This window comes from Polycladidibacter stylochi (genome assembly GCF_001562055.1).
GTDB classification, from domain to species: domain Bacteria; phylum Pseudomonadota; class Alphaproteobacteria; order Rhizobiales; family Stappiaceae; genus Pseudovibrio; species Pseudovibrio stylochi.
Map to the genome: position 1 here is coordinate 431,232 of NZ_LLWE01000024.1, position 16,987 is coordinate 448,218.

At 48.6% G+C, this 16,987-nt stretch carries 19 protein-coding genes, 1 tRNA gene and 1 other RNA gene; 7 read left to right on the top strand and 14 right to left on the bottom strand.

Going from position 1 to position 16,987, the window contains the following annotated elements; translation table 11 throughout:
* Nucleotides 1–56: 56 nt before the first annotated feature.
* The 8 genes from AYK67_RS08345 to hisB form a co-directional block, all read right to left on the bottom strand.
* Complete coding sequence (locus AYK67_RS08345) at nucleotides 57–908, bottom strand: hypothetical protein (RefSeq protein ID WP_068084819.1); 852 nt, start codon at nucleotides 906–908, stop codon at nucleotides 57–59.
* Between the two features lie 272 nt (nucleotides 909–1,180).
* On the bottom strand, nucleotides 1,181–2,146 hold the full coding sequence (gene coaA / locus AYK67_RS08350; RefSeq protein WP_068084820.1) for a type I pantothenate kinase: 966 nt from the start codon (nucleotides 2,144–2,146) through the stop codon (nucleotides 1,181–1,183).
* Between the two features lie 52 nt (nucleotides 2,147–2,198).
* Nucleotides 2,199–2,522, bottom strand: coding sequence for a phosphoribosyl-ATP diphosphatase (locus AYK67_RS08355; protein ID WP_068084821.1), 324 nt, complete (start codon nucleotides 2,520–2,522; stop codon nucleotides 2,199–2,201).
* A 146-nt stretch (nucleotides 2,523–2,668) separates the two neighbouring features.
* Nucleotides 2,669–3,448, bottom strand: a complete 780-nt coding sequence (gene hisF, locus AYK67_RS08360) for an imidazole glycerol phosphate synthase subunit HisF (protein ID WP_068084822.1) — start codon at nucleotides 3,446–3,448, stop codon at nucleotides 2,669–2,671.
* Nucleotides 3,445–4,188 (bottom strand): 1-(5-phosphoribosyl)-5-[(5-phosphoribosylamino)methylideneamino]imidazole-4-carboxamide isomerase, encoded by a 744-nt coding sequence (gene hisA, locus AYK67_RS08365; protein WP_068084825.1) that lies wholly within the window; start codon nucleotides 4,186–4,188, stop codon nucleotides 3,445–3,447. Before hisA ends, hisF begins: the two co-directional genes overlap by 4 nt.
* Nucleotides 4,189–4,224: 36 nt before the next feature.
* Entirely contained in the window at nucleotides 4,225–4,875 is a 651-nt protein-coding gene (hisH, locus tag AYK67_RS08370; RefSeq protein ID WP_068084830.1) for an imidazole glycerol phosphate synthase subunit HisH, read from the bottom strand.
* Nucleotides 4,876–4,889: 14 nt separating this feature from the next.
* A complete protein-coding gene (locus AYK67_RS08375; protein ID WP_068084833.1) occupies nucleotides 4,890–5,426 on the bottom strand; it encodes a DUF2628 domain-containing protein in 537 nt (178 codons plus the stop codon).
* Between the two features lie 24 nt (nucleotides 5,427–5,450).
* On the bottom strand, nucleotides 5,451–6,044 hold the full coding sequence (gene hisB, locus AYK67_RS08380) for an imidazoleglycerol-phosphate dehydratase HisB (protein ID WP_068084835.1): 594 nt from the start codon (nucleotides 6,042–6,044) through the stop codon (nucleotides 5,451–5,453).
* 209 nt (nucleotides 6,045–6,253) lie between these two features.
* On the opposite strand from hisB, the gene pyrF reads away from it, so the two are divergent.
* Complete coding sequence (gene pyrF, locus AYK67_RS08385; RefSeq protein ID WP_068085363.1) at nucleotides 6,254–6,970, top strand: orotidine-5'-phosphate decarboxylase; 717 nt, start codon at nucleotides 6,254–6,256, stop codon at nucleotides 6,968–6,970.
* A gap of 52 nt (nucleotides 6,971–7,022) precedes the next feature.
* Here pyrF and secB read toward each other — a convergent pair whose 3' ends face one another.
* On the bottom strand, nucleotides 7,023–7,508 hold the full coding sequence (gene secB / locus AYK67_RS08390; RefSeq protein ID WP_068084836.1) for a protein-export chaperone SecB: 486 nt from the start codon (nucleotides 7,506–7,508) through the stop codon (nucleotides 7,023–7,025).
* A gap of 236 nt (nucleotides 7,509–7,744) precedes the next feature.
* On the opposite strand from secB, the gene AYK67_RS08395 reads away from it, so the two are divergent.
* Together AYK67_RS08395 and AYK67_RS08400 are read left to right on the top strand one after the other, a co-directional pair.
* Complete coding sequence (locus tag AYK67_RS08395; RefSeq protein WP_068084837.1) at nucleotides 7,745–9,094, top strand: ActS/PrrB/RegB family redox-sensitive histidine kinase; 1,350 nt, start codon at nucleotides 7,745–7,747, stop codon at nucleotides 9,092–9,094.
* A 130-nt stretch (nucleotides 9,095–9,224) separates the two neighbouring features.
* Entirely contained in the window at nucleotides 9,225–9,770 is a 546-nt protein-coding gene (locus tag AYK67_RS08400; RefSeq protein WP_068084840.1) for an ActR/PrrA/RegA family redox response regulator transcription factor, read from the top strand.
* 33 nt (nucleotides 9,771–9,803) lie between these two features.
* Here AYK67_RS08400 and AYK67_RS08405 read toward each other — a convergent pair whose 3' ends face one another.
* From AYK67_RS08405 to ffs, 5 genes are all read right to left on the bottom strand, one after another.
* A complete protein-coding gene (locus AYK67_RS08405) occupies nucleotides 9,804–10,466 on the bottom strand; it encodes a septation protein A (RefSeq protein ID WP_068084843.1) in 663 nt (220 codons plus the stop codon).
* A 152-nt stretch (nucleotides 10,467–10,618) separates the two neighbouring features.
* Entirely contained in the window at nucleotides 10,619–11,230 is a 612-nt protein-coding gene (recR, locus tag AYK67_RS08410; protein WP_068084849.1) for a recombination mediator RecR, read from the bottom strand.
* 118 nt (nucleotides 11,231–11,348) lie between these two features.
* Complete coding sequence (locus AYK67_RS08415; protein ID WP_208976256.1) at nucleotides 11,349–11,654, bottom strand: YbaB/EbfC family nucleoid-associated protein; 306 nt, start codon at nucleotides 11,652–11,654, stop codon at nucleotides 11,349–11,351.
* Nucleotides 11,655–11,778: 124 nt separating this feature from the next.
* On the bottom strand, nucleotides 11,779–13,653 hold the full coding sequence (locus AYK67_RS08420; protein WP_068084855.1) for a DNA polymerase III subunit gamma/tau: 1,875 nt from the start codon (nucleotides 13,651–13,653) through the stop codon (nucleotides 11,779–11,781).
* Between the two features lie 114 nt (nucleotides 13,654–13,767).
* An RNA gene (ffs, locus tag AYK67_RS08425) (signal recognition particle sRNA small type) lies at nucleotides 13,768–13,864 on the bottom strand.
* 338 nt (nucleotides 13,865–14,202) lie between these two features.
* Here ffs and nudC point away from each other — a divergent pair.
* From nudC to AYK67_RS08445, 4 genes are all read left to right on the top strand, one after another.
* Nucleotides 14,203–15,192 carry an NAD(+) diphosphatase gene (gene nudC / locus AYK67_RS08430; RefSeq protein ID WP_068084858.1) on the top strand — a complete coding sequence of 330 codons (990 nt, stop codon included), beginning with the start codon at nucleotides 14,203–14,205 and terminating at the stop codon, nucleotides 15,190–15,192.
* A 38-nt stretch (nucleotides 15,193–15,230) separates the two neighbouring features.
* The gene (locus AYK67_RS08435) at nucleotides 15,231–15,842 is read left to right on the top strand and encodes a histidine phosphatase family protein (protein ID WP_068084860.1); all 612 of its coding nucleotides are present in this window, start codon (nucleotides 15,231–15,233) and stop codon (nucleotides 15,840–15,842) included.
* A gap of 206 nt (nucleotides 15,843–16,048) precedes the next feature.
* A tRNA-Arg gene (locus AYK67_RS08440) sits at nucleotides 16,049–16,125 on the top strand.
* A gap of 203 nt (nucleotides 16,126–16,328) precedes the next feature.
* Nucleotides 16,329–16,901: a hypothetical protein gene (locus AYK67_RS08445; RefSeq protein ID WP_068084863.1), complete on the top strand. Its 573-nt coding sequence runs from the start codon at nucleotides 16,329–16,331 to the stop codon at nucleotides 16,899–16,901.
* Nucleotides 16,902–16,987 lie beyond the last annotated feature (86 nt).

The following is a 16,987-nucleotide window of genomic DNA, read 5'->3' on the forward strand; positions in this document are numbered from 1 at the left end:
GGCTGGTTATGCCAGCCCCTGATACCAAGCGTTTGAAAACGCGAGATTGTGTAAAATTATTTCTTAGCAGTGCGATATGATTTGCCACCCTTAACGTAGCAATCAACAAACTTTCTTTTGCCGTACATTGAGTTTGCTTTACAGCCATAACCATACCAATAGCAGCTATCGCTCTTTTTCACTTCAATGTGGCCATGTCTATGGCGGCCATCGCGATCATAAACACAAATTGCTCCATTCGGGGCCTTTGTTGGGTTACTGACATGCAAACGCTTAAAACCATGTTTTGGCAGTGTGTTTTTAGCCATATAAGCAGAGCCACCGGGGAGGTATGTGTTCACAAGCCCGTTTTTAAGAAGGTGCTTTTTCACATAACGGTAGCAATAGGTCATTCCGCGCCGCCGCTTGCGAGAGCGAGCACTGCTTCTACGTGATGCGTATTTATCGCTAATGGCTTCGTCGTAGATGCTGTCTTCATCAAGGTTTAACAGATCTTCATCCATAAGGCTCAGCTTTGGAGCCGCCTTTAATGAAAATTTGGCGAAGGCATCAGCGCTGATATAAATATCGGTGGGTAGATCACTACCTTCCACTGCTTCGATACCAATGCGAACCAAGCTGCCTTTTTCGTCGTCTTCTACCCAGTTAAGGACCGTTAAGCTGGCTCCTTCTGGAATGACAATTTGCTGCATTTCCTGGTTCGGTTGCAGGGGGGCTGCCCAGTATTGCGCAAGTATTGGCTTGCTGGCAATGTAATTACCATCAGTAATAGGGGAGTTTTGTGGCAGCTCAACCGGTGTATTTTTAGGCGCAACAGACTCTTCAAAACTCTCTAACTCAATTGGAGCAGCATTTACCGACATATTGGCGACGAATAAAGCTAAGCTCGCTAGTAAAACCTTTAACATTTGGCACACTTCTCTCAGTTTGGGCAAAGTGCTACCATTCACGCGCAGCCGCAAAGCTGTCAGCGAGCACAAAGCAAGCGTATGCAGCAGAGCTGGGCTCCGGCATTCGGTGCTTGTTCTAAGAATGGGTAGCGCAGTTTGCCTTTTTACACTGTCGCTAGCATCACTATGGGGCGTGGCCTATCGCGCACGAGCCAATATGATGCTCGCAGGTTCAAACCGCGAGTGCAGTTGATGCACATGCATTAGCATTGCACCTCGGCGGTAGCCTGTTAAATTTTGCGCAACGCAATCTTTTCAATCAAATGACCCTCACCCTTGGTTAGGATCAAATCGGCGCGTGGCCGCGTTGGCAAAATATTTTGTCTGAGGTTCTCCAGATTTATAGAGCTCCAAAGGTCCTCAGCGATTTCCTTAGCGTTATTGTCGCAAATTGTGGAAAATTTATGGAAATATGAACCGGGATCACGAAACGCTGTTTCACGCAAACGCATAAAACGCTCCAGATACCAGCGCTCGATGACAGATTGCTTCGCATCAATAAAGATAGAAAAGTCAAAGAAATCAGAGACAAAGGGCACTTCTTTGGCTTCGCGTATCTTTTGTGAAGTTTGCAAAACATTCACGCCTTCGATGATCAATATATCAGGCTGATTGATGCTGATATATTGCCCCGGCATCACGTCATAGTGGAAGTGAGAGTATATAGGCGCGCGGACGTTGTTTTTGCCAGCCTTGATATCAATCAAAAATTTTAAGAGACTCATGCGGTCATAGCTTTCGGGAAAGCCTTTCTTTCGCATTAAGTCCTCTTGCTCTAGAACGGCATTGGGATACAAAAAGCCATCGGTTGTCACCAAGTCTACCTTTGGGCTGTTGGGCCAGCGGGAAAGCAACGCTTGCAGCAAACGTGAGGTGGTAGACTTACCCACGGCAACAGAACCGGCAATGCCTATGATGTAAGGGGTCTTACTGCGATTTTCCCCCAAAAAATGCTGGGTCGCATAGTGGAGGTTTTGGGTCGCTTCCACATAGTAATTTAAAAGGCGCGAGAGTGGCAGGTAAATATTTTCAACCTGTTCCAGCGAAACGTAGTCGTTCAGGCTTTGCAGTTCCTCAATGTCCTGCTGTGTCAGCGTTAAAGGTGTGTTGGCACGCAGCCGCGCCCACTCCTTTTCAGAGAACACGGTGTACGGAGACAAGTCAATTTCATCGATCACAGCATTGGAATCAGTCATGGCCTGGGATGCGCTTAAAATGCGCCTTCTATTATTCGGAATGGTAAATTGGCTAGTCTTTTTGTCTTGATGCTTTTTCTTCAAGGCCGGTTTGTCCGGTTCGCTGTGCCAATGTTGCCATTACCGCCTCAAGTTTAACGCCGCTCACTTCAAGAACAACAAGCAGGTGATACAGCAAGTCAGCTGCTTCACCGGTCAGCCCGTCCTTATCGCCCTCAACAGCGGCAATCGCTGCTTCAACGGCTTCTTCTCCCAACTTCTGTGCACATTTACTCACCCCCTTAAGGGCCAGCTTACGTGTGTAAGAATTTTCATCTGCACATTGGGCACGCTCACTAACAATAGCGGCAAGATCATCAAGGGTAAATTTAGTCATTAGATTAGAGCCTGAATTGTGAGCATGTAAGCGATTATGTTGATTACGTAGCTTTTTAATTAGGTTATCGCATATGTGTTAAAATAACCAGCATTAACCAGTAATACTGTAGCTGTTCATCTCATAACCGCTTCAAACATGTCGCATTATTGGTCTTGGCGTACTGGAATTCCTGCTTTGGCCATATGGGCCTTGGCTTCGCCAATACTGTATGTACCAAAGTGGAAAATAGAGGCAGCGAGAACCGCCGTAGCATGGCCATCGCGCACACCTTCAACCAGATGCTCCAAATTGCCAACACCGCCAGAGGCAATCACCGGCACGCTCACCGCATCGGCAATGGCACGGGTGAGGGGAATGTTATAGCCCTCTTGCGTCCCGTCCCGATCCATAGAGGTTACCAGTAATTCACCTGCGCCGAGCTCAACAGCTTTACGGGCAAACTCAATGGCATCAATACCTGTTGCTGTGCGCCCGCCATGGGTGAAAATCTCGAAACGCTCGCTTTCACCTTCCGCAGAAACTCGCTTTGCGTCAATGCTCACCACAATACATTGGCTGCCAAACTTGTTGGCAGCTTCGCGAATAAACTCGGGGTTTTTCACCGCAGCTGTATTGATCGAGACTTTATCCGCACCCGCCAGTAACAGCTTGCGAATATCTTCCGTCGTGCGAACGCCGCCGCCCACGGTAACCGGCATAAAGCAGGCTTCGGCAGTGCGTTTCACCACATCATAAATGGTTTCGCGGTTATCGCTGGAGGCGGTAATATCCAAAAAGGTCAGCTCGTCCGCACCAGCTGCGTCATAGGCTTTCGCCGCTTCCACAGGGTCTCCAGCGTCAATAAGGTCAACAAAGTTAACCCCTTTAACCACCCGGCCGTCTTTCACATCAAGACAGGGGATAATGCGTGCCTTTAGGCTCATTCTGTCCCCTCCCGACTGGCTTTAATAACGGCAAAGGCTTCTTTAGGGTCCAAGCGGCCGTCATAAAGTGCACGGCCACTAATCGCTCCCTCCAGAATATCACAGTCAGGCTCAGCCAACCTCTTGATATCGTCAATCGAGGCCAGTCCGCCAGAAGCAATAATTGGAATGCTCACAGCATTGGCAAGCTCGAGTGTTGAAGGAATATTCAAGCCCTTCAACACACCATCACGGTCAATATCGGTGTAAATAATCGCTGCAACACCAGCGTCTTCAAACTGCTTGGCCAAATCGACAACAGTCAGTTCCGAGGTTTCGGCCCAGCCTTCAACAGCAACTTTGCCGCCCTTGGCATCGATGCCTACTGCAATGCGGCCGGGGTACTTCTTACAGGCTTCTTTCACCAGTGCAGGGTCGCGCAAGGCAACAGTGCCCAAAATCACCCGGGCAACGCCCTTTGAAAGCCAGTTGTCGATATGCGCCATGGTGCGAATGCCGCCACCAAGCTGGACGGGGTTGCTTGTTGCCGCCAAAATCGCATCAACAGCCGCGCCGTTTTTGCTTTCACCAGCAAAGGCACCGTCCAAATCCACAACATGCAGCCATTCAAAGCCTTGGTCCTGAAACGACTTGGCTTGTGCGGCCGGATCGTCGTTAAAAACGGTTGCTTGCGCCATGTCACCCAGCTTCAGGCGCACACACTGACCTTCTTTCAGATCAATCGCAGGAAAAATAATCATGATGGTTGTCCTTGGTAAGTCGCTGCTGGTGTCGGCTCAAGGGGCCCAGCTTAAAAAGTTACTGATCAGTTGCAGCCCAAGCTTTTGGCTCTTTTCGGGGTGGAATTGGGTGCCGATGATATTGTCGCGCCCAATCATTGCCGTGAAAGTGCCTGAGTAATCAAAGGAAGCAATCTGATGTGCAGCATTGGCAACCGCAAAGTGATAGGAATGGACAAAATAGGCATGTAAGCCGTTTTCGCCAGTCTCTATCCCTTCTAGCACTGGGTGCTGTTGGCTTTGATTGATTGTATTCCAGCCCATATGCGGAATTTTCAAAGTCGGATCACTTGGTTTCATGGCGGTTACATCACCACCAATCCAGTCCAGACCTTCACTTTGTTTAAACTCTAGCCCGCGTGTCGCTAGTAACTGCATACCCACGCAAATGCCAAAAAATGGCCGACCTTTATTGATGACGGCTTCTTGAAGTGCATCTTCCATGCCTTCAACAGCTTGCAAGCCTTGCCGGCAGTCGGCAAATGCGCCTACACCCGGCAACACGATTTTGTCTGCATTCAAAACGTCTTCTGCTTTAGACGTGACAATAACATCATGCTGATGCAAATGATTATGGGCGGCATGCTCGAAAGCTTTGGCAGCTGAGCACAAGTTGCCGGAACCGTAATCAATTATTGCAACACGCATGGGCGTTACTCCTGTTATCTCATTGGGGAAGAAGGAAGCCCAACCACATCGTCGCCGCTGGTACGCAGTGAAAATGATTTGCTTTCAGTCGGGCTAGAATAGTTTGTAGTATCCGCGTTTTGTGGAGCAGGTCGGGGCTGTATACCCTCCTGCGCACTATGGGAACTCTTTGCAAGCCATTGATCAAAGAAGCGTATTTCTGCTTCTGCTGCATTTCTGGCGCTGACAATACCTGCCAGTTCAAAGTTCTTGCGTTTCAATGTCCAGCTACGCAGTGCATTGGCTTCAAAAGCCACGAGAATTGAAAATGCAAGCGAAACTAAGCCGGTAGCACCTTCATTAAACGTAGGCTCAACATAAAGAAACGCCACGACCAATGCGAGGTAACCAAGTAAAACCAGCCACATACGGTGGAATAAAAACCATAGTATCGGGAAGAATAGTGCCAGCCAGGCAAAGCCGTCACGCACAAACGCAATGCGCAAAGCATCCTCACTATGTAAGTTATCTGCTTGCAAACCGCTTGGCTTAAAAACGAGGTAAGTTGACATGGCACTCTCCCGTATTATGGCAGCTTAGCCGCCGAGCTGCCCCTTGGTCGTCGGTATGCGCCCACCCTGACGAGGGTCGGCCTCAATAGCATGACGAATTGTACGGGCAACAGCTTTAAAACATGTTTCGGCAATATGATGACAGTTACTGCCATAAATATTGGTAAGGTGAAGTGTAAATCCGGCGTTCATGGTAAACGCGCGGAAAAACTCCTCAAACAATTCGCAGTCAAAATTCCCGACTTTATCCCTTGGGAAATTGACATCATAAACAAGGAAAGGCCGTCCGGAAACGTCAAGCGCGCAACGTGTCAGCGCTTCGTCCATAGCAAGGTGAGTATCGGCGTAACGGTTAATGCCACTCATATCTCCAAGCGCTTTTTTAAACGCCTGCCCAAGTGCAATACCTACATCCTCGGTGGTGTGGTGGTCATCAATATGCGTATCACCATTGGCACGAATAGTAATATCAACCAAGGAATGACGAGAGAGTTGCTCTAACATATGATCAAAAAAGCCGACACCGGTTTTAATATCGTACTTTCCGGTTCCGTCTAAATTTACAGAAACTTCAATCTCAGTCTCTTTGGTTTCACGCGAAATCGTAGCCTGACGCATATTTCATCCCTGGAATAGATAAGTCCAAACTCTGTGAAATTGTTGTTTTTATTAATCACAGTCGCGCACTTTTAGCAGTATGTCGCTTTCCTGCAAAGGGGGGAATAAGAAAAAGCCTGAAAAGGCTCACAAAGCTGGCATGAGTTGGCAGAAACTGTTAGAAACCGCGCAAATCAATGCAAATCAATCAAGTAACAACGGAGCCTGCCATGTCTTTTCGGCCCAAAAGCCCGACAGATCGCCTAATTCTGCCTTTAGATGTTCCAAGTGTGGAAGAAGCCCGCGAAATAGTGGCACAGACAAAGGGTGCAGTAGGTACTTATAAGATCGGTATGCAATTACAATTTGCAGGTGGTCTGGCTTTCGCTGAAGAGCTGGCAAAAGAGGGGCATTCAATTTTCTTGGATGTGAAACTACTCGATATCGACAATACGATTGCCAGCGCGGTAAAAAATGTTGCCAAAATGGGCATGCGCTTCATGACCTTGCACGCTTACCCCAAAACAATGCGCGCTGCTGTAAACGTGCTGCAAGAATTGGATAACAAAGAGCTATGCCTTTTAGGGGTAACAGTTCTCACCTCTATGGATGAAGCAGACCTAACAGCCGCCGGTTATAAAGGCCCGATAGCTGACTTGGTAGCACAGCGCGCGCAAGATGCTGCGGTTGCAAAAATGGGCGGTATTGTTTGTTCGCCAATAGAAGCGGCCAGTATGAAGCAAAAAATCGGTAAAGACCTAGTTATTGTCACACCAGGTGTACGTCCGGCAGGGGCTGCTCTTGGCGATCAAAAGCGGGTTATGACACCGGCGGAAGCAATTTCGGCAGGCTCCGACTATCTGGTTGTCGGGCGGCCAATTTTGAAGGCAGAAAACCGCCGCAAAGCTGCGGAGGAAATTGTCGAGCAAATCGCATCGGTGCTTTAAGCAATTAAGGCCGCTACGATCTCCCGTAGCGGCCATAATTTTAAAATAATGCTTAGTTAGGCACTTGATCGTTTGCTTCAGCAGCCTGTGCCGCTTGAGCAAGGTTTTGACGGTAAAGTGCAGCAAAATCGATTGGATCCAACAGCAATGGTGGGAAGCCGCCATTACGTGTTGTATCGGCAAGTACGTTGCGTGCAAATGGGAACAGCATGCGAGGGCATTCGATCAAAATGAACGGGTGCATGTGTTCTTTCGGAACGCCGGTAATCTGGAACACGCCGCCGTAAACCAGCTCAACAGCAAACAATACCTGTTCACTTGTATTGGCTTTGGCGTTTAAAGTAAGTACAACTTCAAACTGGTCTTCACCAATTGGGTTGGCACCAACATTAACGTTGATATCCAGCTTTGGCTGTTCACCCGGCTGCAAAGACTTTGGTGCATTCGGATTTTCGAAAGATAGATCTTTGATGTATTGGGCAAGGACATTCATACCAGGAGCCGCAGCTTCGGCTTGTCCGTTCTCATTTTCGCTCATAGTGATAATCCCGTTTCACGGCTCAAAAAATGAGATGGGAGCGCATCAGCAGTACCGCTAATCTTGCCCCACCTTAATAACCAGTGTGTGGCTACCATGCCCCTGAGATAGAAACAAGGCTTGCAGTGTAATTGAATTGGCACAGTTTGAGAAAAATGCGTAGTATTACCATTGGCAACAAGTCGCAGGGTGATTAATGAGTGATGGATTACAGAGTACCCAAGGAGCAAATATAAATGCAGCGCACACCTGCTAGCCAGCAACACTTGCTCGGCCATCAAGTCAAGCTGGATACGCTTGTTAGGTTGCGTTGGTTGGCAGTTATTGGTCAAACCATATCCCTATTGGTTGTTTATTATGGTTTTGAGTTCGATCTACCAATTGGCTATGCTTATGTACTTATTGCAACATCTGCCTGGCTCAACGTTATACTTAAAATACGCTGGCCTTCCAGCACAAGACTTTCCGAAAACGGCGCAACTTTACAGCTTGCCTACGATATTTCCCAGTTAGGTGGCTTGTTGTTCTTAACAGGTGGCTTGGGAAATCCTTTTTGTTTTCTCATTATCGCCCCGGTTATGGTTTCTGCAACTGCGCTTTCAGCAAAGAATACAATTATTCTGGCGTCCCTGACCGCGGCAATAGTAACGTTCCTGACAAGCTATCATTATCCTCTACCTTGGTATGCTGGCGTTCCCATTAGCCTGCCCCCTGTTTATATGGTGGGTATATGGTTTTCGCTCATGTGCTCCATGTTCTTTATGGCAATTTACTCTCTGCGAATTGCTTCGGAAGCTAGGCAGCTTTCAGAGGCGTTGGCTGCCAGTGACATGGTTCTAGCCCACCAGCAACACCTATCGGCACTCGATGGCTTGGCAACGGCTGCAGCCCACGAGTTAGGAACGCCGTTAGGTACTATTTACTTAACGGCCAAAGAATTATCCTCGGAATTTGAAGAGGGTGACCCGCTACGAGAAGATGCCGAGCTGGTTTATCAACAGGCTGAGCGTTGTCGGGAAATCCTGCGAAAGCTATCTTCGCTTTCTAGCGATAGCGATCAGCATTTCCAGAAAATGTCCATATCGCGCTTGCTTGAAGAGACAGCCGAACCCCACCGGGGTTTAGGGGTTGATATTCAGGTCGAATTGGAAGGTGCGGAGAGCGAGCCGGTAGGTCTGCGTGATCCGGCTGTGAGTTATGGCCTAGGTAATATTTTGGAAAATGCCGTCGATTTTGCCGATATGAAGGTTGTTATGCGTGCGGTATGGGATGATGAACGCGTTGAAGTTATTATCTCCGACGATGGTCCTGGCTTTGCTTCGGATGTAATCGACAAAATGGGTGAGCCTTACGTTTCCAAACGATTTGGCCATAAAAAACCATCCGAAGTAAGCGAGCGCGAAAGCAAGCAAAAAGGTGGTGGCCTTGGTCTTGGTTTCTTTATTGCCAAGACACTTCTGGAAAGATCAGGTGCGCGATTGGCATTTTATAACAAAAGAGCACCAGAAAAAGGTGCAATAGTTCGTATTAGGTGGCCAAGAAATGCGATGGATCAAGTGATGAGCACTGGTGGAGAACTAGAATAAAGAAGAATTAAGGATTCCTATTCTTAATTTAACTTTCCTCATTCATTCTAAATTGATATTTAGTATGAAATGAAGTCAAAAATAAAAAGCTAAATGTTAAACCGAATAAACTAAAGTCGGACCCTAAACGATGAACCAAAATGAAGTAGCTCCCCTGGGCCGCCTCTTGATCGTAGACGATGACCACGCGTTTTTGCAAAGGTTGGATCGCGCAATGCAAAAGCGTGGTTTTGAAACTGAGACAGCAGACGGCGTTAAAGAGGCACTAAGTAAAGTAGCAATTCAGGCCCCTGACTACGCAGTTGTTGATATGCGCTTGGAAGATGGCAGCGGCTTGGATGTTGTTGAAGCTATTCGCATGAAAAAGCCGGAGTCCCGTGCCATTATATTAACAGGCTACGGTAATATTGCCACAGCAGTAACAGCGGTGAAACTTGGTGCAATTGACTATCTGTCAAAGCCAGCGGATGCCGATGATATCTTCGCAGCTCTCACACGGCTACCAAACGAAAAAGCGCCGCCCCCCGAAAATCCAATGTCTGCTGACCGTGTTCGTTGGGAACATATTCAAAGGGTTTATGAGCTTTGCGATCGCAATGTTTCAGAAACAGCACGCCGCTTGAATATGCACCGCCGCACACTACAGCGTATTTTGGCAAAACGGGCACCGCGTTAATCTAGCGATGTTAACCACGGAAGCAGGCTGTAATCAGCCTGCCTCGGGTTTTTCTTGAGTTTTATCAATCGAGTGCTTAGTTATCAGCGGTAACTGCGCCAGCGTGAATACCAGAGTAATCGGCATAAAGCCGAATACCTTAAAGCTCAGCCAAAAATCGGTTGAGTATGTGCGCCAAACGAATTCGTTAATCCCGGCCAGCACAAAGAAAAACACCCCCCAACGAAAAGTCAACTTACGCCAGCCCTCGGCATCAAGTTGAAACGCACTGTCGAAAACATAGCCCAACAGCGATTTGTTAAAGGCCAGACCGCCTAGCAGAATGCTGCCGAAGAGCACATTCACAATTGTGGGTTTAAGCTTAATAAACAAATCATTATGCAGGTACAGTGTAAGAGCGCCAAAAATCAGCACCACAACACCAGAGACAACGGGCATAACCGGAAGTGTTTTTGTAAGAACATACGAAACACTCAGCGAAATACTAATTGCCACCATAAAAGCAGCAGTCGCAATAAAAATTGGTTCACCCAATGCCCCTAACGCGGGAAACAATTCGGCAAGGCGCTCACCTTTGGAGTTTGCTAAAAAGAATACCGCCAGTGGCCCCATTTCAAGGCTCAGTTTAACGAGTGGGGAGGGCTCATTCGCTTTTTTTGCCCCAGGGCCTTCTTCAAACTCTATCAAACTTCTCATCCTTTAAATATTTAGGGGCCTTTTAATGCTTAGGCGAATGTCGATACTAGCCCTTTGGGGCAAGATAAAGAACATAAGGCCGATATGATACCTTAGCATAAGCTAGAGTACGTTCCGTTTGCCTGAATGCAATCAAGCGACAAGAATTCGCTCTAAAACTTGGTGCGTGCTCTTAACGCCTGCGCAAGTGTACCTTCATCCAGATAATCCAGCTCGCCGCCAACCGGCACTCCATGCGCCAAACGGGTAATGTTAACATGCGAAAATGCCGACAACATATCGGTAATATAATGAGCTGTGGTTTGCCCTTCAACCGTGGCATTTACCGCCAGAATAACCTCGTTGACTGCGCCGCTCTCGACCCGCTCAACAAGCTTGCCGATATTCAAATCATCCGGGCCGATGCCATCAAGCGGCGACAAGGTCCCGCCAAGCACATGGTAATGCGCGTTCATGGTTCCAGCGCGTTCCAGTGCCCATAAATCAGCGACATCTTCAACCACAATAATTGTAGCACCATCGCGTTTGCTATCGGCGCAAATCGAACAGGGGTCGCAGGTATCAACGCTACCGCAGTTGCTGCAAATCCCCACAGTCTCCACAGCTACCCCCATTGCTTCTGCCAATGGTGCCAGCAACTGCTCTTTCTTTTCAATCAAATGCAGTGCAGCACGTCGGGCGGAGCGTGGCCCTAAGCCCGGTAGTTTGGCGAGTAGTTGAATAAGTCGTTCAATCTCGGGGCCGGCAATACTGCGAGACTTCATAGGGGTAAGCTTTCAGATCTAGCAAGGTATCAACGCCAATATGCAAGGGCACAAGGGGACACCATATAAGAAAGGGCTGCCGATTTGGTCAGCAGCCCCACTAAACAATTGCGATCAATTAGAATGGCAATTTCATACCTGCAGGCAAGCCCATGCCAGACATCAATTCTTGTGTCTGCTCTTGTACCATGGCCTCGCCTTTGGCTTTGGCATCGTTGTGTGCTGCCATAATCAGGTCTTCAAGAATTTCAACTTCGTCCGCTTTTACCAAAGAGCTATCTATCTTTAATGATTGCATGACGCCTTTACCGTTCAAGGTAACGCTCACAAGTCCGGCTCCTGCGCTTCCTTCAACTGTAAGCTCGGTCACTTTTTCTTGAAGTTCACCCATTTTGGCCTGCATTTCCTTGGCCTGCTTCATCATTTTAAGAAAGTCCACGGGACATCTCCTGTATACGGTTTGCAAAAGCGGCTATCCAAGCCATATTTTGTATTAGCGCTGCTGTGCCATATTGTGTGCCTCTAGGCAACAGCAAAAACAGGTGAGTTTAAAGCCAGCTATCCTCATTGAACGCATCATCTTGCGTGACATCACCGCCACCGGACACGTTTTCATGCTCTTCTAGCTTAGAGATTTTTACATCAACCACTTTAGCGCCGGGAAAAGCATTCAAAACAGCGGCTACTTCAGGGTCTGACTGCGCATCATTGAGCAGTTGCCGTTTATTTGCCTGCTGTTCTTCGTAGAGTGTTGGGCGCCCTTGCTCGCGGCTCACAGCCACCAGCCAGCGCCGACCAGTCCAATCTGTGAGTTTACGGCTCAAATCACCAGCAGCATCGGCACTTGCATCTTTGGTGGGTTGCACCTCAATGCGCCCGGGCTGGAAGTTCACCAGCCGCAAACTGCGTTCAACCGCAACTTTTAGCGGAATATCCTTTTTCTGCTTGGCAAGTTCGGCCACTTCCTGCCAGCTACGAATGGCTATGCGCTCGCTCTCTTCAGCGCTTGCCTGTGTTTGCGGGGCTGCTTGTGCCTGCATAGGGGCACTATTGGCCACCACATTCAAAGCTTGGGCTGCGCCACCATTCGCCACCGCACGCGGGGCCCCACCTTGTGGACCGGAATTGCCGCCACCAGAACCACCAGCGGTAGGGCTGTTGCTGCCAGTGCTACCGCTCGCGCCAGAAAAAGCGCCTGCTTGCAGTTTTTTCAAAGCTTCTTCAGGATCAGGTAAATTGGCGCTATAGCAAAGTCGTACCAGCACCATATCGGCAGCTGGCAGCGGTTTTGGTGCGTGTTGCACCTCTTGCGTACCTTTTAAAAGAATCTGCCACGTACGTGATAATGCCCGCATGGAAAGCTTGCTGGCAAACTCGCGGCCACGTACCCGCTCTATCTCGCTGGTGCCGCCTTCATCGCCCGCATCACTAACAACCTTCATCCGGGTAACAAGGTGGGTAAATTCTGCGAGATCAGAAAGCACAACCGCGGGGTCAGCCCCCACATCATACTGGGCTTTTAATTCACCCAATGCACTCGCCGCATCGCCGCGCATCACATGCTCGAACAAGTCAATAATCCGGCTACGGTCCGCCAGCCCCAACATATGCCGCAGGGCATCCGCCTCAATGCGTCCGCTACCATGGGCAATGGCCTGATCCAGCAAGCTAAGCGAATCACGGGCCGAACCTTCACCGGCGCGGGCAATCAGCGCCAGCGCCTCATCACTAATTTCTATGTTTTCTTTGGCAGCAATATCGCGTAGCAGGCGCACAAGGGTTGAGCTGTCAATCCGGCGCAAATCAAAACGCTGACACCGCGATAGCACGGTGACGGGAACCTTTCGGATCTCGGTCGTTGCAAAAATGAACTTCACATGCTCGGGCGGCTCTTCCAATGTCTTCAACAAGCCGTTAAACGCGGCTGTCGAAAGCATGTGCACCTCATCGATAATATATACTTTATAGCGGGCACTGGCCGGGCGGTAACGGGCAGAATCGGTTATCTCGCGGATATCGTTAATACCGGTATGAGAAGCGGCATCCATTTCAATAACATCAACATGGCGCCCTTCCATAATGGCTTGGCAATGTACACCGGGCTGCTTTAAGTCAATGGTGGGTTGGCTGGTGCCATCGGCAAGTGCGTAGTTCAGCCCGCGGGCCAGAATCCGTGCCGTTGTGGTTTTACCCACCCCGCGCACACCGGTAAGCATCCATGCCTGCGCAATCCGTCCTGTTTCAAAGGCATTCTTTAGCGTTTGCACCATGGGCTCTTGCCCATAAAGATCTTCAAATGAATTGGGGCGATACTTGCGTGCCAAAACCCGGTAGGTACCGCTGCTATTGTTATTGGCAGCTGCGGAGTCGCCCGTGGAACTTGCGGAAAGCGTTGCTGTTGTTTCTTGAGTTTGCTCGTCCATCATGCCCCATCCTGCTTTGCTTGCAGCAAGTATATAGAAAAACCTATCGCCCGGCCATTCAAGACGAAGACCGGCCGCTTGTCGAGATCAAGGCGGGGGAAATGCAAAAGAAAGGTGGAAGGCTGGAACGATGACCCGCGCCATGCTCGTTAGGGCTGCTTCCTTCCGGACCTGACCCGATTGGCGAGTGGTTCGTCCACCACCAACCTTCCGAGGGGCTATATGGTCAATTTCCGGTATAATTGCAAGTCCTATTGTTAAAAAGCCCCGGCAATACACACCAATGGGCAAGCTCTTCCACATATACCCAAGCTGTCCATTCAACAGCTATCAACTAAATAGGGTATTATTTTATACCATAGTTGCAACCTGCGCTGATGTTGCACTTGCATTTTTTAAACTGCGCTGGTTGAGTGACAACCGATAATTATCGCAGTTCACGAAATAGTCTTGTGGTTTGCCTTGCATATGCAAAATCCCAATGACTTGCCCCCTAAAAGCTGCGGCTATTCCTGCGCCAAGCAGAAAATGAACTTGATTGGATGACCCTTGACTATTGATTTATACGATCCTATCGAAGCATCCCACTACCTTTGTTTCTCCGAGAACCGGCTCGATAGATCGGCCCCCAAACGCAGCGATAAAGCGTGGTTGGCCGATTTGCAAAATGCCCACAATGCCAAATATATTGTTACCTGCACGGGCAAGTTCATTATTGCCGGAACGCCAGAGCAAATGAGCCCGTTCCTAACTTCTGAGGATTTAGAGCAGCTCGGTGTTGTGCTGGAAAACCCGGTGTTGCTGGGGCTGGATAAGCAAAATAACAATGCACCCGTCTTCTCGCTGCAACACTACTTCATGGGCGATGAAGAAGAGCTGGAAACGCACTTGGGGCAGTTTGCAATGCCGAACCAGCAGCGTATCTATCAGCCCATCGGGCTGCGCACCTTGGCCATGGCCAAAACCCAAACCAACAGCACAATGGGTGTATTAGCCCAAGCGCAAGCCCTGCAAAATTGGCACACCTCGCACCCGCGCTGCTCCAAATGCGGTGAACCAACACAAATGGCTGAAGCCGGATACCGCCGCGATTGTCCTTCGTGTAATGCAGTTCATTTCCCAAGAACCGACCCAGCGGTAATTATGCTCATCACCCATGGTGATATGTGCTTGTTGGGTCGCCCCTACCATTTACCGGAGAATCTCTACACCACATTGGCTGGTTTTGTGGAGCCGGGCGAAACCTTCGAGCAAGCGGTACGCCGCGAGGTTTTTGAAGAAGCGGGTATTGAAGTAGGCGAGGTCAGCTTCAAAGGCTCGCAACCATGGCCTTTTCCATCCTGTCTAATGATGGGGTTCCATGGCGAAGCAAGATCGACTACCCTTAATATAGATTATGATGAAATGCAGGATTGCCGCTGGGTTCATCGTGATGAACTGATAAAAATCATGAATGGCCCAACTGAAGAAGGTATTTACGGCCCCCCTGACATTTCTATTGCCTATTATTTAATGGAACTATTTGCAAAGGGCGGGTGATCACTAAGTATCAAGCCGCCATAATTGCTGGAGGCTTAATGACTTTTTGCATTTATCTTACCCACCCGAATGTTGATATTGACCCCGCGCGCCCTGTTTCCCAGTGGAACCTTTCCGACAAAGGGCGCGCCCGTTTAGAGCAGGGCCTCTCTCAGCCATGGCTCACCCAAGTTGATCATGTTGTTTGCAGTAGCGAGAAAAAGGCGCTGGAAACGGGGCAGGTGCTTGCGGGGCATTTGGGCATGGAGCTGACCACCGCCCCGAACCTGCAAGAAAACAACCGCGATGCCACGGGATATCTACCCAAGGAAGAGTTCGAGCAAGTGGCCGATGAGTTCTTCGCCCGACCTGCGGTGAATATTCGTGGGTGGGAGCGGGCGCTGGACGCGCAAAACCGCATTGTGAAAGCAATAACTAGCGTGCTCAAAGATACCGTAGATAACGAAAGCGTGCTTTTCGTTGGCCATGGCGGCGTGGGTACCTTGCTCAAATGCCATTTAGCCAATACCGCTATTGCCCGCGCACACGACCAGCCCAATGGCGGTGGTTATTGGTTCAGCTTCCCAAAAACTGCACTGCAAACTCTTTCACTGCCTTTAGAGAAACTGGCATGGCAACCTATTGAGGTGCGGCAAACACAAAAAGCGTGAGCAATGAGGGCAGCGAGAGGATCGTCTTGCGAACGCAGCGGGCAGGCCCCCCAAATGAAGCCTCCCCCAAAACAGCGGAAATCAACAGCATATGGCGCTAAGCTATGCTGTGGTTTCCACATAACAAGAATAAATTACAGATGATGATTGCCCAATGCGCACGCATCAGGTAAAGAGAGCACACCTTCGGGCAAAAAACGCCCCAAGCACCCGTAGCTCAGTTGGATAGAGCGCTGCCCTCCGAAGGCAGAGGCCAGAGGTTCGAATCCTCTCGGGTGCGCCATATTTTTCAATGACTTAACTGATGATCCGCCCTTGTATCGTCAAGTGGCTTCCGGATGTTTTCCGGATTTGCAGCGCTTTAGCGCGCATTCTCGATATATATTCGTTCCTCTAAAACCTGCTAGGTTTTAATTAAAAAACGAAAGTGGTAAGTATTGTTCTTAAAAAACTTCGCTTGTGCTCAACCGTTTGTGAAGAGGAAGTATGGCACCTGACAAATACCAAGAATTACTTATTGATCTTTATAAGGAAAATCAATCATTTCTAAATAAAGCGCTTTTCTCAGTTTCCACTCTTGCAATCCCGCTGTTATTTAAGGCGATACTTGACTATTCTGAGAATATAAAAGCTCAGTGCATGATGGCATTATCCTTGATAGGCTTCGTAATTGTTGTCACATTGATGATTATCTCAGTTCGATTTGCGAAAGAGGGTTGTGATAAAGCAATTGGTGGAGATACAGTGTGTGCAAAAAATAATTTCGATAAAGCTAGACGAACAGATAAATATGCTGAAATTGTGTTTGTAATTTCACTTTTTATAATTTTAACTGCCGTTGTAATTAGTGTTGTTATGAAGGGTCAAAATATGTCAGATAAAAAACTATTAAACGAGTCATTTGTGCCGCCTAAGAGTATTGATAAGGCATTTACCCCTCCTGTTAGTCTAAGTAACCAAGCTCCGGCTCATGAGAGCAATACGTCCAAAACGAATGGTACTTCGCCTTCTCCTGCTACAGAAAGTTCGACCTCTGGAAAACCTGCTAAAAATAAATAGTAATGCTCATTACACTATGGTGTTTGCAGTATGATCAGCAAGAGTTGATCGTTTAGTCTTAGATACCATAAAGATTATATTGCCAA